This is a genomic window from Chengkuizengella axinellae (assembly GCF_030730905.1).
Lineage (GTDB): Bacteria > Bacillota > Bacilli > Paenibacillales > KCTC-33759 > Chengkuizengella > Chengkuizengella axinellae.
Genome location: NZ_JAVAMP010000002.1, coordinates 300,583 through 314,232, shown reverse-complemented (window position 1 = coordinate 314,232; position 13,650 = coordinate 300,583). Strand labels below are relative to the sequence as shown.

17 protein-coding genes are annotated in these 13,650 nt (G+C 33.1%); 4 read left to right on the top strand and 13 right to left on the bottom strand.

Features of this window, described 5'->3' with window-relative positions; genetic code table 11:
- Nucleotides 1-6 precede the first annotated feature (6 nt).
- Entirely contained in the window at nucleotides 7-1,074 is a 1,068-nt protein-coding gene (murG, locus tag Q5Y73_RS07125; protein ID WP_305991168.1) for an undecaprenyldiphospho-muramoylpentapeptide beta-N-acetylglucosaminyltransferase, read from the bottom strand.
- A 179-nt stretch (nucleotides 1,075-1,253) separates the two neighbouring features.
- Here murG and Q5Y73_RS07120 point away from each other — a divergent pair, with 179 nt between their 5' ends.
- The gene (locus tag Q5Y73_RS07120; RefSeq protein WP_371320169.1) at nucleotides 1,254-1,448 is read left to right on the top strand and encodes a hypothetical protein; all 195 of its coding nucleotides are present in this window, start codon (nucleotides 1,254-1,256) and stop codon (nucleotides 1,446-1,448) included.
- Between the two features lie 74 nt (nucleotides 1,449-1,522).
- Here the strand turns inward: Q5Y73_RS07120 and Q5Y73_RS07115 are convergent, their stop codons facing one another.
- The 7 genes from Q5Y73_RS07115 to Q5Y73_RS07085 form a co-directional block, all read right to left on the bottom strand.
- Nucleotides 1,523-3,310 (bottom strand): S9 family peptidase, encoded by a 1,788-nt coding sequence (locus tag Q5Y73_RS07115; protein ID WP_305991167.1) that lies wholly within the window; start codon nucleotides 3,308-3,310, stop codon nucleotides 1,523-1,525.
- Between the two features lie 117 nt (nucleotides 3,311-3,427).
- Nucleotides 3,428-4,357 carry a 5'-nucleotidase gene (locus Q5Y73_RS07110; RefSeq protein ID WP_305991166.1) on the bottom strand — a complete coding sequence of 310 codons (930 nt, stop codon included), beginning with the start codon at nucleotides 4,355-4,357 and terminating at the stop codon, nucleotides 3,428-3,430.
- Between the two features lie 221 nt (nucleotides 4,358-4,578).
- Entirely contained in the window at nucleotides 4,579-5,013 is a 435-nt protein-coding gene (locus tag Q5Y73_RS07105) for an NUDIX hydrolase (RefSeq protein ID WP_305991165.1), read from the bottom strand.
- A 43-nt stretch (nucleotides 5,014-5,056) separates the two neighbouring features.
- On the bottom strand, nucleotides 5,057-5,350 hold the full coding sequence (locus tag Q5Y73_RS07100) for a MazG nucleotide pyrophosphohydrolase domain-containing protein (protein ID WP_305991164.1): 294 nt from the start codon (nucleotides 5,348-5,350) through the stop codon (nucleotides 5,057-5,059).
- Nucleotides 5,351-5,714: 364 nt separating this feature from the next.
- A complete protein-coding gene (locus Q5Y73_RS07095) occupies nucleotides 5,715-6,506 on the bottom strand; it encodes a VOC family protein (RefSeq protein ID WP_305991163.1) in 792 nt (263 codons plus the stop codon).
- A 41-nt stretch (nucleotides 6,507-6,547) separates the two neighbouring features.
- Nucleotides 6,548-6,913: a VOC family protein gene (locus Q5Y73_RS07090; RefSeq protein ID WP_305991162.1), complete on the bottom strand. Its 366-nt coding sequence runs from the start codon at nucleotides 6,911-6,913 to the stop codon at nucleotides 6,548-6,550.
- A gap of 83 nt (nucleotides 6,914-6,996) precedes the next feature.
- The gene (locus tag Q5Y73_RS07085) at nucleotides 6,997-7,677 is read right to left on the bottom strand and encodes an RNA polymerase sigma factor (RefSeq protein WP_305991161.1); all 681 of its coding nucleotides are present in this window, start codon (nucleotides 7,675-7,677) and stop codon (nucleotides 6,997-6,999) included.
- A gap of 170 nt (nucleotides 7,678-7,847) precedes the next feature.
- Here Q5Y73_RS07085 and Q5Y73_RS07080 point away from each other — a divergent pair, with 170 nt between their 5' ends.
- From Q5Y73_RS07080 to Q5Y73_RS07070, 3 genes are all read left to right on the top strand, one after another.
- Nucleotides 7,848-8,756, top strand: a complete 909-nt coding sequence (locus tag Q5Y73_RS07080; RefSeq protein ID WP_305991160.1) for a phosphotransferase — start codon at nucleotides 7,848-7,850, stop codon at nucleotides 8,754-8,756.
- A 29-nt stretch (nucleotides 8,757-8,785) separates the two neighbouring features.
- On the top strand, nucleotides 8,786-9,580 hold the full coding sequence (locus tag Q5Y73_RS07075) for a sugar phosphate isomerase/epimerase family protein (RefSeq protein ID WP_305991159.1): 795 nt from the start codon (nucleotides 8,786-8,788) through the stop codon (nucleotides 9,578-9,580).
- A gap of 75 nt (nucleotides 9,581-9,655) precedes the next feature.
- Nucleotides 9,656-10,069, top strand: a complete 414-nt coding sequence (locus Q5Y73_RS07070; protein WP_305991158.1) for a hypothetical protein — start codon at nucleotides 9,656-9,658, stop codon at nucleotides 10,067-10,069.
- 72 nt (nucleotides 10,070-10,141) lie between these two features.
- On the opposite strand, the gene Q5Y73_RS07065 is transcribed toward Q5Y73_RS07070, so the two are convergent.
- The 5 genes from Q5Y73_RS07065 to asnS form a co-directional block, all read right to left on the bottom strand.
- Entirely contained in the window at nucleotides 10,142-10,867 is a 726-nt protein-coding gene (locus Q5Y73_RS07065; protein ID WP_305991157.1) for a hypothetical protein, read from the bottom strand.
- Between the two features lie 77 nt (nucleotides 10,868-10,944).
- Nucleotides 10,945-11,160: a hypothetical protein gene (locus tag Q5Y73_RS07060; protein ID WP_305991156.1), complete on the bottom strand. Its 216-nt coding sequence runs from the start codon at nucleotides 11,158-11,160 to the stop codon at nucleotides 10,945-10,947.
- 7 nt (nucleotides 11,161-11,167) lie between these two features.
- Nucleotides 11,168-11,305, bottom strand: a complete 138-nt coding sequence (locus Q5Y73_RS07055; RefSeq protein WP_305991155.1) for a VOC family protein — start codon at nucleotides 11,303-11,305, stop codon at nucleotides 11,168-11,170.
- A 184-nt stretch (nucleotides 11,306-11,489) separates the two neighbouring features.
- On the bottom strand, nucleotides 11,490-12,161 hold the full coding sequence (locus tag Q5Y73_RS07050; protein ID WP_305991154.1) for a DnaD domain-containing protein: 672 nt from the start codon (nucleotides 12,159-12,161) through the stop codon (nucleotides 11,490-11,492).
- A 170-nt stretch (nucleotides 12,162-12,331) separates the two neighbouring features.
- Nucleotides 12,332-13,627, bottom strand: coding sequence for an asparagine--tRNA ligase (gene asnS, locus Q5Y73_RS07045; RefSeq protein WP_305991153.1), 1,296 nt, complete (start codon nucleotides 13,625-13,627; stop codon nucleotides 12,332-12,334).
- Nucleotides 13,628-13,650: the final 23 nt, after the last annotated feature.

Below are 13,650 nucleotides of genomic sequence, written 5' to 3'. Positions count from 1 at the left end.
AAATGGCTAAATGGCTTCATTTTTTATAAGCTTTATCACTTTAGACAAAGCCTTTTCTCCTTGATATGTTTTCATTTTGTTTATGTAGTTTTCTTTATTTTTATATAGATGTTTTATCGTTTTTGTTAATGAATCCTTGGATAATTCCTCTTCTTGAAGCACTTCACAATATCCAGCTTTTTTAAAGGATTCTGCGTTTAAGATTTGATCCCCTCTGCTTGCTTCCTTAGATAAAGGAATCAACAACATCGGTTTTTTTAAAGACAAAAATTCAAAAATAGCATTAGAGCCTGCTCTTGAAATCACAATATCTGCCATATGCATCATATCCGGCAATTGTTCATTTATGTATTCAAATTGTTTATACCCTCTTTTTTTAATAGAAGAGTCCACTCCGCCTTTACCACAAATATGTACAATTTGAAAGTTAGACAACAATTCATCTAAACTGTCTCGAACTGACTTATTAATTTTTTGAGAGCCCATACTTCCTCCCATGATTAACAAAACAGGCTTTTCTCGGATGAAATTACAATAAGTATAACCTTTAGTAGCATTTCCATGCCTTAGTTCATCTCTAACGATAGCCCCTACATACTCTGCTTTTTTAGAGGAGAGGTGTTTTTCAGTTTCTGGAAAAGTAGTGCAAACCTTTTTGACAAAAGGCATTGAGATCTTATTAGCTAAACCTGGAGTAAGATCGGATTCGTGAGTTAATACTGGAATCTGATTTAATTTAGAACCTAAAATAACAGGTACTGAGACAAAACCACCCTTGGAAAAGACAACATTTGGCTTAGATTTTTGGATAATCCGGAAAGATTGAAATATCCCTTGAACAACTCTAAATGGGTCTTTCACATTGTTCCAATCAAAATATCTTCTCAATTTTCCTGTTTTAATACTATGATAGTGTACTCCCTTTAGCTTAGAGATAAGTTCTCTTTCAATTCCATTCTCAGAGCCGATATATTCTACTCCCCAGCCCTCATGTAAAAAATGAGGAATCAGAGCTAAATTTACCGTGACATGCCCTGCGCTTCCTCCACCAGTAAATACAATTTTTTTCTTCATGATGTGCACCTGCTTTCAATATGTTTATACAGGAGATATGTAATATACAACCTTAATTTTTCTAAAAACTTGCTGATTAGGATTTACTTTCAAACAGTTCTATTTTATCATTTTATGTATATAAATGCAGTTGTGGACAAATTATATTTTGTTTTTTCTTAAATCAGAGGGGGAATTCCATGAAAATGTTAAAGGAATTTTATATATTCCACATGATTTTGATAGCGATAATTGCTTATTTTACAGGTGAGATCGTCACCTTTATTATGCTAGCCATTGTAGTTAAGGTGTTACACAATATTCATATTACGTTGAAGCAAATTTCTAATAAACTTGATCAAACTACTGCTGTAGATGAAATAAAAAAAGAATAGTTTAACTAAGCAGATTAGAAGTCTTCAATATAAGAAAAAAGACCCGAAAATGCTATTCCGAGTCGATTCCTATTTTATAAATGTTGATTGAAAAAGTCTAAAATTGCTCGATAGGTCTTCATTTCATTTTCTTTTTTTGAAAAACCATGTCCTTCATCCTCAAAAACTATATATTCGACTTCTCTGCCTTTATTCTGAAGTGATTCTACAATGTAATCAGATTCTGCCATGACCACTCTAGGATCATTTGCTCCTTGAATAATAAGCATAGGTTTTGTCATTGTTTCTATATAAGTATCGGGAGAATCTTCGATCAATTTTTCCTTATCTTTTTCAGGATGTCCGATTAACTCATACATCCCTAACCTCCAATGCTCAGGTACTGAATCTATAAAAGTAAACAAGTTGCTCGGTCCGAAGATATCAACAACTGCTTTAAAATATTCTGGATGACGACCATGCAGCAACAATGACATATACCCTCCAAAACTACCGCCCATGATGAAAATTTTATCTCGATCAGCTTTATTGTTTTTAATTAAATTTTCCAATGCTTCTATGTTGTCAAGTCTTGATCCTCCTCCCCAATCTTGTTCAACCCGCTTCGTAAATGAAAATCCGTACCCTGTTGAACCTCTAAAATTAGGAGTCACAATACTGTACCCATAATAAGTTAAAAACTGAAATAAAGCTCTGAAAGACTTGCGTTCTGCTTCTTGAGGTCCCCCGTGAGGCCACAATATAACATGACCGTTGTCAACTTCCTCTCTTGCTTTAAAAAACAAAGCTTCGATGTCCAATCCATCAAAGGATGGATATCTAAACACCTCTGGTTCACTCATCATTTGTTCTGATACGCCCGGAACACTTAAATTCGTTAAACAGCTCCACTCTGCTTGATTATGATCAACCTTATAAATGTTCATGGGTTTTGTTGCAGTTTGACCCATAATATAAACATTTCCTGACTCAGCTACTTCCAATTGTTTAATAATAGAAACTGGAACTTCTATTTGGGTGAGTTCCTTTGACGACAGGTCAAATTGATATAAAAGATCTACTACCCCTTTTTTACTTACGATATAGAGACAACTATGGTTGTTATCTAGTTTTAAGGTTATAAACTCTTCCCCTTCTACTTCCAATTCCTTTGTAATTTTTCTCGTTTTTAAATCAAACCGAGATAAATGATGGAATTCAGACCCTATATTAGAAGTAAAATAAATTTCATCTTCGCTGGCAAATAACAAGTCCGTATATGTATGATCTTTCTCTTCGGGAGATGTAATATGAATGACTTCCTCATCCATCTTAATAAAAACTCTTGAATTTGTATTCGTAGTAAATTCTAAAAATGCGAAGCTTTGTTCTTCTGGGCTTTTATCGATTAAATATGTAGCTGCTTTTTTACCTTGATGCAGCATAGCTTCTTCTTCAGACTGTAAATCATAAACATAAGTATTTAAAAACTGAGGATTATCCTTGTTGGAGGTATAGAATAACTTTGATCCATTGTTGGATAGTAAAAACTGCACATGCTGTTTTCCTTCTTGAAGACGAATAGGTTTTAAATCTCCACCTGCGGTTGGCAGTGCATAAATTTGAGGATTTTCATCTCCATCTTGGTCAAAAGAGGCAATGATAAATCGATCTTGTTTATCATAGGAAATACCATGACAGGTTTGATCTATGAAGGTTAAAGGATAAGGATACATATTTGGCAAATCCATTGCCCAAAGATTGAATTTACCACTAATGTTTGTGCTAAATATACATTGTGATTCATCTGGACTTACTTTAAATTGCTGAATGCCAAATGTGCGGAAAAACTGCTCGACATCCGGTTCCTTGAATGGAATCATTGACTATCTCTCCTTAAAAATAAAAATATATAACTTCTTATACTTATTACTTACGTTGGAGAATAATTTCAGTTTCCAAAAATTAATAACGAATTGACAATCCTTACAACTAAGTTTTTATTTCTCTTTGTTGGCAACTCCAAAAGGTACATGCACTGACGGAGTTGTCCTGGCTACTCCTTCAATGTGACCTAACTGGTCGTCAAAAAATATGTGGGGTTTAAACACCTTTAGCACTCGTTCCTTGTTAATCCCACCTAAAAAAAAGGCTTCATCAACTTGAATTCCCCAATTTCTCAGTGTAGAAATCACCCTCTCATGTGCAGGTGCATTCCTTGCCGTTACGATCCCAATTCTTATTCGAGGCTTATAATTTTCATCAGATTCCTTCTTCGCTATTTCTATCTTTTGCAAAGTAGATAAACCTTTCAAAAATTTCATTAAAGGTCCAGGTGGAAGAGGTTCTTCTGCTTTCTGCTTCTCGTGTTTATGAAATAATTCAATGGCACCCTCTTGATATACCGCTTCTGCAGAGTCATCTGCTAAAATCCCATCAAAATCAAAAGCAATTCTGAGCACCTCTTCTTCATCATTATCTTTAAATTCTGTTGGAAAAACTTGTCCCGCAGGGAGTCCTTTTTGTACAGCTTGATGAACATCATTGGGATTAGCTGATAAAAATAATGAGGCATTAAAAGCGTCCATATAAATAAACGGATTGCTCCCTTTTACAAAAGCAGCTCTAGAAATAGATAGATCATAATGTTCGATAGATTTAAACACTCTTAACCCCGTATCTGGGTCATTACGAGAAAGAAGTACTACTTCAACTGGCTGTTCCTCAGGGGTCATTCCATTCAGTCCTAATAGTCGTCTTACTAAAGGATATGCCACACCTGTGTTAAGTGTATTGCTTTCATTTTCTCTCTGATATTTCCTATATTCTTCTTCTCCTCTTTCTTGGAATATTCGATCAGATTCAGATAAATCAAAAAGTGCACTTGAAGCTACAGCGACAACAAACTTTTCTTCAATTTGAAAACCCATAGACACCTACCTCACTGCATTTGATTAAGAATTGATATGATTGGAGTCAATAATGAGCCCAACACAAATAAACAAAAATATATACTTATCAAGATGATCATTGAAATAATTGTATGCATTTCTACATGAAAATAAGAAACTTTAATTTTTTTTCTAAATAAGTATATTAATATGATCATGCACAACATGATCATAAATAAAAAAAAACATGTGTCCCTGGTTTATGAATGCCCGTTTTTTAATATACTAACCAAGTCTTCAGGGTAAATACGTACTGATTCCAATTCATGAAAATTAATCCATATATATTTATTTTCATCTAAGCCTATTTTGCCCAGATCAGATATATTTTTAATTTCATCATTGCTGAAATTACACATAAAATAATAATCCACTTGATGAGTGTCTATTTCCCATTCAGGATTATCATATTTTTCTGCCATGTATTCTTTTACGTATACCATGTCGAGTACATCGATCTCAATACCAGATTTTGCAGTAAATCCCCTCTTTAAAGTCACTCTTAATTGTTCCCCATTTTTTTGAAGTTCACTAGGCAGTAAAAAGTAATCCCCATTTTTATCTACGTTTTTCGTACATAAGATTTGATCATTTAGAATAATTGCGGCTTTTGTTAAGTTTTTAATTGGTCTCATTGGAATTCTCCTGACTTTTAGTATAGTTGTCTTTTTCGAGATATTATCGGTTCCACTTCACTTTGTTCAACTCATCCTTGAGCTTAAAACTTTCTTCAAGATCTATATCATATACATTCGCTAATGTTATGACGTAATATAAAACATCACTTAACTCTTCCTCTATAGTGCCTTTAATGTGACCTCTTTGATTCATTCTTACATCTTTCCTAAGGACTTCAGATAATTCTCCTACCTCTTCTATTAATTTCATAAAGTACTTCTCTTTGTTTTCAATGTTATGATCAAATTGCTTAATATATTGCTGTAACTGAAATAATGAACTATTTTCTTTCAAAGTGTGCCCTCCAAAATATCTTTTCTATATATTATATTTCAATAAAAAAATGGATTTTCCTGTATCTTTATACATAAAAAATTGGTACACCGCAAAAAGAGAAGAACAAAAAAATGATCTGCCTAACAGCAGAATATATCTACTTTACCAGTGTTAGATAAACAGCTTATTGTTCTACTATATACCATCTCACATCTTAACTAAAGTCTGGCGGTTCAAGAGTTTCATCCTATAGATTGCATATTAAACTAGGAGCACAAAAAAATAAGGGAGTTTGCCTCCCTTATTCTTTACTTTTATCAATTCCAACAAAATTTTGATACCCTTGGTGAATATAGTTCTTCAAAATTCTATAAAATGGTGATTAATACGAAATGGCATGAAGCTGATTTCCATATAAATCTTCAAAATCAAACCACTTCATAAAGTCATCAGAGGACGCTTGTATTTCATTAGTTTTAATTTGATGTTTATTAAATAAGTGTTGAGTATACTCTAGCTCACTTTTTCCACTAATTTGAAAAAATGGTCGAATTGCTACTGTACTAGGTTTATTAGATGAGTTGATACGACTATCAAAACTGGAATTTGAGAAAAAAATCGGGAAACTTGTTCCTTTATCTTCAGGCATTCTCATCAAAACATAAGATTCAGAATGATTGATTTCACTGCTAATCATCCCCAAATAATTGGAGTACCACTCTTTTGTATCACGTAAATCTCCAACATTGATGTGTAAAAAGAAAGAAGAGAACTTACTGTTATAGTCTATCTTTTTGTCTTGCTGATTTGGTATGGATGTGACAGTAAGTCTCGTTCCTTGAAGATCAGAAAAATCAAATGCATTCATTCCCCAAGGAGTAACATATATTTGTGATGTAAAAATGCCTTCGTGCTCTACAAACAACTTCGTTTTTTTCAAATCATGTGTTATAAAACAAACTCTAACTCCTTCATTTATTGTTTCAGAGGAATCAGGATACTCAGAAAGCAAGGTGATGATCTGTTGTGAAGGTAATTTGAAACATGTAAGTTTGTTATCAGGTGAATCCCACTTAGGTTCAAGTCCAAGAAGATTTATATACCAATCAATATTAGCTTGGCGATGTTCTTCTTTTATAAGTATTGTTAAATGATCAAATTTTGAAAAATGCATAACAAACACTCACTCCTCTAACCTAATTATATATCTTCGTCCTAGAAAGTAACCGCTCCTAATTCATTTCCATCAGGATCTACAAATTCAAAAAATCTCATACCATCACCAGCATGAATTTCAGTTACTTCTACACCTGTTTCCTTCAGCTTTGTATGTAAAGCATCTACATCCTCAGTATAAAAATTAAAAGCCATATGTTTTAATGTAGGGACTTCATCTGCTTTATAAAGCGTTAATGCCGTTTTAGGTTCTCCATGACCTTCAAAACGAAATCCTACATAATTTCCGTCACTACTTCGAAAAACCGCTTCTTCAAATGAAAAGACCTCCATATACCACGCCTCTGATTTCTTTAAATCGGTTACTGGTACGAAAACAGTGTCAATTCTTTTTACTAAATTCATATTTAAATGACTCCTTTTTCATATATTTTTTATTCTTATACAATTAACGTCCAGAAGCATAAAAAAGATACGCTTAAATTACACTATTTATTTATTTTTTCGATTATACTCAATAGATTTCCATCAGGGTCTTGTAATTCAAAATAAAACCATTCATCATCCTTGTCAACCATAATACCTCTAGAAACTAACAGATGATAGGTTGATATCACTGTTCGAAAATCATTGTTTTGTAGCGAATGGAGTAAACGTTTAATAAGAGTAGTCATGGAGTCATGTTTTTCTTGTTTCACAGTTGTATCTTTTATTTTTTGGATTGATTTTCTTCCTCTATGGAGTGTGGCTTTCACTGCACCTGTTGTGATTTCTAACAATTCAGAAACTTCTTTTGCTGTAAAACCAAAGTAATCAATTAATAAAATAATGGAGGCTTGAGACAAAGGGAGATAGGTTACAAGAACTTCAATGGTTTCAAGTAAATTCAAATCTACTGTGTGGGGGTCTATTGATGCGATTTCTTCTTCTAAACTGCTGACATTTTTCCAATGCTTATTTTTCCTTAGCATATCTCTCCACTGATTTGTTGCTGATTTGAAAAGGTAACCTTTGGGGTTTGAGTGATTACGTAGTGTTGTCTGATGATGGAGCATCTTTATCAATGTGTCCTGATAAAGATCTTCTCCATCCCACGGAGTGCCGGCAATAGAGATGCAATATCTTTTTAAATCAGGTAAATAAGAATTTATAACCTCATGATCAAACATACTATCACCTATTAAAAAAAGCAGCCAAAATTTCCATTCGGGCTACTTGTCATTTATTGTTTTTATATAGAGTTCAATTTTCATTATAACAAATTATAAATTATAAGTCTATTATTTTCTTATTTTCCCACTATAATAAGGAACATACTTAATAAAGGAGTGCGATGAAATTGATAATCGAAAAGCCATACAAGTGGAAATCAATACAGTTTGACATACTAAACGATGTAGTAAAATGGGAAGTTTTAAGAGAGTGGTCATTATCAAATGTACATCGAATTACATTAACATCTGGAAAAACGATGATTGCAAAGTGGTCAGGTGGCAATATGATTAGAGAAACAGATATTTACAACAACCTACTTGCTCCTCTTAAAATCGAAAGACCAATAATTAACGAAAACTTTAAATCTGATCAAGGCACCTTTACGATTATGGAGGATATCGGTAAAAACACATTAGAACATAAACCACTGGAGCGATACTATATGCTTGCTTCACAAAAATTAGCAAAGCTGCACGATCAAGCCTCCAAAAATATTCAAAAAGGCTATTTATCAAATGATAGACTACAACATTATTCAATTAGTGAAAACACGTTCATCGAAGAACTCTTATATTTAAAGCAGCATTCATTCTTTTCCAATCATGAAAAACAAGTGATAAATAAACTTACAGAGATATTTCCGAAACAAATCAAAAATTTGTACCATGAATCTACACCAACACTCATTCATAATGATTATTACCCTAAAAACCTAATTGTCGCAGATGAGCAAATAAAAGTAATCGACTGGAGCAACGCATATATAAGCAATCACCTTGGAGACTTATACGGTCTAATAAAAGAAGCAAAACATCTACATTTCTGCCCTGATTCTATTCTTCAAGCTTATTACAATGAAATAAAAGAGAGAAACTATTCCTTAACTGAGTTATATAGGAATGTACAATTAGGAGGATTATGTTGGTATATTCACAGCATCACATGGGTTCTTGATTATGGAAGAAGTGTAATAACAGGATCAGAAAACTGGATTAAAGGCATGATCACAAACATTAAAAATTTGATAGAGTAAATAGAACACAACGAGAGGAGTTGTTCATTTTGAAATATGGTATGCCTACCTTAATCGAATTAAAAAGTTTAGAAGGAAATATAAAATTATGTAAAAAACTTGGTCTTAACTTTATAGAATTAAATATGAATCTCCCTTTTTGTATACCAGAAAATTTACACCCTAAGTACTTAAAACAATTAAAAAAGAAATATGAAATAGATTTCACAATACATCTTCCCGAAGAATTAGATTTAACATCATTCCAACCCTCTATTCGAGAAGGACATTTGAAACGATGTTTGGAAATAATTAAATGGGCGCACATTTCAGAAATTAAAATACTCAATATGCACTTAAATAAAGGCATTTATTTTACTTTACCCAACACTAAAAAGTGGATTAATGAAGAATACGAATCTCAGTTTCTGCACCTGTTAACAGAATCATTTTCACAACTATATAATGATGCAAATTCTATGGGTGTTATTGTATGTATAGAAAACACATGCAATTTTCAACTTCCATTTATTCAAAAAGCTTTAAAACAATTAGCCATTTCAGATCCATTCGCCCTTACGTGGGATACAGGACATGATGCTAAAACGGACTACAACGAAAAGCCAGTATTAATGCAGTTTAAAGATCAAATTAAACATATGCACCTACATGACTATAACGGTGTCTCCGATCACCAAACGTTATATTCCGGCTCCATTCCTATAGATGAAAGGCTAGACTTTGCAAAAGAAAACGGCCTTTCAGTTGTAATCGAAGTCAAAACTGTTCAATCACTTGTAGAGTCAGTAAAAAGGTTAAATGTACATCGTAAATTGAAAATTTAAAAACGAAAATAGAATGAAAAAGTAACACATTTCTATAAAAAGAGTGGAGAATACTATCTATGAGGTGATTCAATAGTGAGAAAAATAATAATCATTGGCTTATTTACATTTCATTTCATTTTCATCCATGTTTCTGCTCAAACAAATCCTCAAATTGAGATTTTCGATATTAGCAAAAATGAAGTGATAAAAAGAGTAGATACTAATTCAAACTTATATCAGGATGCTTCACGATTTTTAGAAGGAATAACAGGCATTTATGTAGGAATTTCACCGATTCCAAAAGAAGGTTATATGATCAAAATCCCACTTGATCCTGAAATTTTGGTAAAAAATCAATGGTTAAACAAGCTGTTAGATGAAGTCATCATCATATTTCCTACACAGGAAAATCCATATTTGATGGTATTTGATAATAATAGACCTCTTTTTTTTAATTTTGAGGGCGATACTCAGTCTTTTTTAGAAAAATTAAACTTTTCATTTTAAATAAATTCTAACAAGGTCTCTTCAAGATGTTGTTGAGTCCTTGTTAGAGGATGTGACTCACCATCTCCTGAATCAACTTCCCAAACAAACAATATTCTCTACCTTATTGAATAAAGGAAGCAATTCTGATGTTTTTAATTGCCCTCCTACATAATTTTCATCATAACTTGTTAAATAGAAAGATAAAGAAATCCCATTTGGGAGTGTTATATCCACCCATTGATTAATACAAGACTTCGCTTCCTCTATATTTGTTATAACCTTTCCTTTACAAGTTATAGTTTGATAAGTATGATGTGAAACAAAACCTCCAACTTGTTTCATATTAAAGGAGCTCAAATACGCTGTTATGTTAGTCCCATCTTTAAGCGAAATTCTGATCCAATTGTTCATACAGCTTAAAATTTCATAAGGATTTACTCTTGGCGGATATGTGGCAGCACCTCCTGTTGCAGGTAAATATGGACCTATTAAACTGTTTACGCCTTCTTCTACTCCTTGGAAACCAATAAGATTAGGAAAACCAGCTCCATCGCCCTTACCAACCATATCAGAATAATCAACTTGAATCTGCTGCCAATTTCCACAAGTAGTTTGTATATCCAATCCAAACTTTCTGTTATATGGATTGAAACTTCGTACATATGCACATACATTCCCATATCCCGGAATGTAGGTTCTAATATTTTTACCAATATACCCCTGAATAGTTGCTGGAGATACATATTTAAGCATCGGTTGCTGCCTTTTATATTTACGATAATAAATTGCACGATTTGTCCCATTGTTTCTCATCATCAAGACACTTCCTCTTTGATACGTTTTAACAATGGTATTATATGCAACAACTAGGCAAGAGTGCATTTAAATTCCATTTATGCTGAATCATTTGTTAGTTCATCCCATTCACTTAAATACAAAATTTTATCGAATGGTTCAATAGGTTCTTTTTCACGAAAAGCTTTTTTCACTTCTATTCCTTTACCCTTTAACCATTTTATAGAGTTTTTTAGATCATCTAACTCAACTCCAAAAGCAAAGTGTCTTTTACTCACTTCCCGATCTTCTGGAACTTCCCATATGCCCAACATCTGCTCTTTATCTCCTATAAAAAAAGAAGGCTACTTTTCTGCTTGAAATTTTATGAGCTAACTTCAATCCAATTTTTTCAAAAAAAACTATGCTTTTATCTAAATCCTTCACCTCTAAATGTGTTTCATAAATATTTTGTATCATTTATTTCATCTCCCCTAATGTGTATTTATAAATATAATTATATAGATCGTTTAAAAACTTGACATCAAAATAAAGCAGTATGATTAACTACAACTCTAGTAGGAGGTATTAGACGACTGCAAAAAAAGCTATTCATCGTAGTATTTAAACACGATCAATAGCTTTATATTATGAGTCTTTGCAACTATCTTGCACCTCTAAACCTTTGTGAATACTCCTTTGCTTGATCCGCTGTAAAAACACGATTTCGACTCCAATCCAACAAAATACGATCTATATAACGAAAGTGAACTTTACCTGCAAATACTGCCTCTTTTAATGCAGCCAAAATAAGTTCTTCTTTATATTGATCATGATCAATCCAGCCGGATATGGTTTCAAGCTCCATAGGGGATAGAGGTCTGGCAAATTCTTGTTCAAATATAGAAAAGAGATTCATTTCAGTGCTACTTTCAATTGGGTCTAACTCCGAGGATGATTCAGACAATAACATATCATCAACGTAACTGCCAATTAACTTTTCCATAAGGGGCTGCAAATTATAACACTCGGATTGTACACCTGTTATCGGGTCTATCTTTTCATCTATAAGAATGAACCCATCCTTCATCATTTTTTGCATAAAATGAATAACTTGATCAGGAGGCACGCTCATTCTAAATTGAATCTCCTCTAAAGTAGGGAATTCTTTTTTCTCCTTTTCTTTAAAAGAAATAATATGGATCATCATCATTACTTCTGCTTCAGAAAGGTTTAAATGTTTATAATATTTTAATAATAAATAAGGAACATCTACTGTTCCAGCTTCAAGACCTAGCTGGATTCCTTTTGTTAGCTGTGAATTATCATGTATCATATAGAAAGTTCCTCCTTATCATATTAGTCATTGAAACTAAATCCCCTATCGGGATTTTCGGAGATGTCGTCGATCCTTCATTAAGTTACAAAGAAACGAATAGCACTCGGAATTAATCCAAGTGCTTTCTTCATGTATAAGAATAAGCTATTTGGCTTTTTGAAAACATTTTAAGGATACATACGATATAACAAACGAGGGAATGGAATCGTTTCACGAACATGCTCTAATCCACAAATCCAAGCGACTGTTCTCTCTAAGCCTAAACCAAAACCAGAATGAGGAACAGATCCATACGTTCTTAATTCCATATACCATTTGTACGCTTCATCTGATAAGTTATGCTCAGTAAATCGCTGCTCCATTAATTCTACATCATCAATTCTTTGACTTCCACCAATAATTTCTCCGTATCCTTCAGGCGCAATTAGATCCGCACATAATACAACCTCTGGTCGTTCTGGATCAGGTTTCATGTAGAAAGATTTTAATTCAGTCGGATAATGTGTGATAAATACTGGTTTATCATAATGTTCAGCAATCGCTGTTTCGTGAGGAGCTCCAAAATCTTCTCCCCATTTGATATCAAAATCGTTATCTTGTAAAAATTGAATCGCATCATCGTATGTTATACGAGGAAAATCCCCTGTTATATGTTCAAGTTTACTCATATCTCTCTTCAAAAACTTAAGTTCTTTTTGGCAATTTTTTAGCACAGACTGCACTATATGAGAAATAAATTGTTCTTGTATTTCCAAACTTTCCTCATGTTCTACAAAAGCCATCTCAGGTTCAATCATCCAAAATTCAATTAGATGTCTGCGTGTTTTGGATTTCTCTGCTCTGAAAGTTGGTCCAAATGAATATACGCGACCTAATGCCATGGCTGCTGCTTCCATATACAATTGTCCACTTTGAGAAAGAAACGCATCTTCTTCAAAATACTTAGTATGGAACAGCTCTGTTGTTCCTTCACAAGAAGATGGTGTTAATATCGGAGCATCCACCTTTGTAAATCCTTTTTCATCAAAAAATTGCTGTACAGCTTTAATAATTTCATTACGAATAACTAAGACCGCTCTTTGTCTTGGTGCACGCATCCATAAATGACGATTGTCCATCAAAAAGTCTACACCATGCTCCTTAGGTGTAATCGGATAATCCTTTGTTAAATGAATAACCTTAACACCTGTCAAAGTCAACTCAAACCCAGAACGACTTCTTTCCTCTTCTCTTACAATACCCGTAACATACAAAGAACTTTCTTGTGTCAGCTCTTTGGAAGTCAGCCAAATTTCTTCCTCAACTTCTGCTTTTACCATCACACCTTGAATAAAACCAGTACCATCTCTTAGTTGTAAAAATTGAATTTTACCACTTGATCTTTTATTATGTACCCAACATCCAATTGTAACTTCTTGACCTATGTGGTTCCCTACTTCACGGATCAAACATTTATTGCTCATCATTTTCACCCTTTTACTTCTAT

Bases quoted from the DNA above. Each gene is read 5' to 3' on its own strand.
- Q5Y73_RS07060 (WP_305991156.1), bottom strand. From the start codon at position 11,160: ATGTTGGGCATATGGGAAGTTCCAGAAGATCGGGAAGTGAGTAAAAGA.
- Q5Y73_RS07115 (WP_305991167.1), bottom strand. From the start codon at position 3,310: ATGATTCCATTCAAGGAACCGGATGTCGAGCAGTTTTTCCGCACATTT.
- Q5Y73_RS07095 (WP_305991163.1), bottom strand. From the start codon at position 6,506: ATGCATTTTTCAAAATTTGATCATTTAACAATACTTATAAAAGAAGAA.
- Q5Y73_RS07120 (WP_371320169.1), top strand. From the start codon at position 1,254: ATGAAAATGTTAAAGGAATTTTATATATTCCACATGATTTTGATAGCG.
- murG (WP_305991168.1), bottom strand. From the start codon at position 1,074: ATGAAGAAAAAAATTGTATTTACTGGTGGAGGAAGCGCAGGGCATGTC.
- Q5Y73_RS07050 (WP_305991154.1), bottom strand. From the start codon at position 12,161: ATGATACATGATAATTCACAGCTAACAAAAGGAATCCAGCTAGGTCTT.
- Q5Y73_RS07110 (WP_305991166.1), bottom strand. From the start codon at position 4,357: ATGGGTTTTCAAATTGAAGAAAAGTTTGTTGTCGCTGTAGCTTCAAGT.
- Q5Y73_RS07055 (WP_305991155.1), bottom strand. From the start codon at position 11,305: ATGATACAAAATATTTATGAAACACATTTAGAGGTGAAGGATTTAGAT.
- asnS (WP_305991153.1), bottom strand. From the start codon at position 13,627: ATGAGCAATAAATGTTTGATCCGTGAAGTAGGGAACCACATAGGTCAA.
- Q5Y73_RS07065 (WP_305991157.1), bottom strand. From the start codon at position 10,867: ATGATGAGAAACAATGGGACAAATCGTGCAATTTATTATCGTAAATAT.
- Q5Y73_RS07085 (WP_305991161.1), bottom strand. From the start codon at position 7,677: ATGTTTGATCATGAGGTTATAAATTCTTATTTACCTGATTTAAAAAGA.
- Q5Y73_RS07090 (WP_305991162.1), bottom strand. From the start codon at position 6,913: ATGAATTTAGTAAAAAGAATTGACACTGTTTTCGTACCAGTAACCGAT.
- Q5Y73_RS07105 (WP_305991165.1), bottom strand. From the start codon at position 5,013: ATGAGACCAATTAAAAACTTAACAAAAGCCGCAATTATTCTAAATGAT.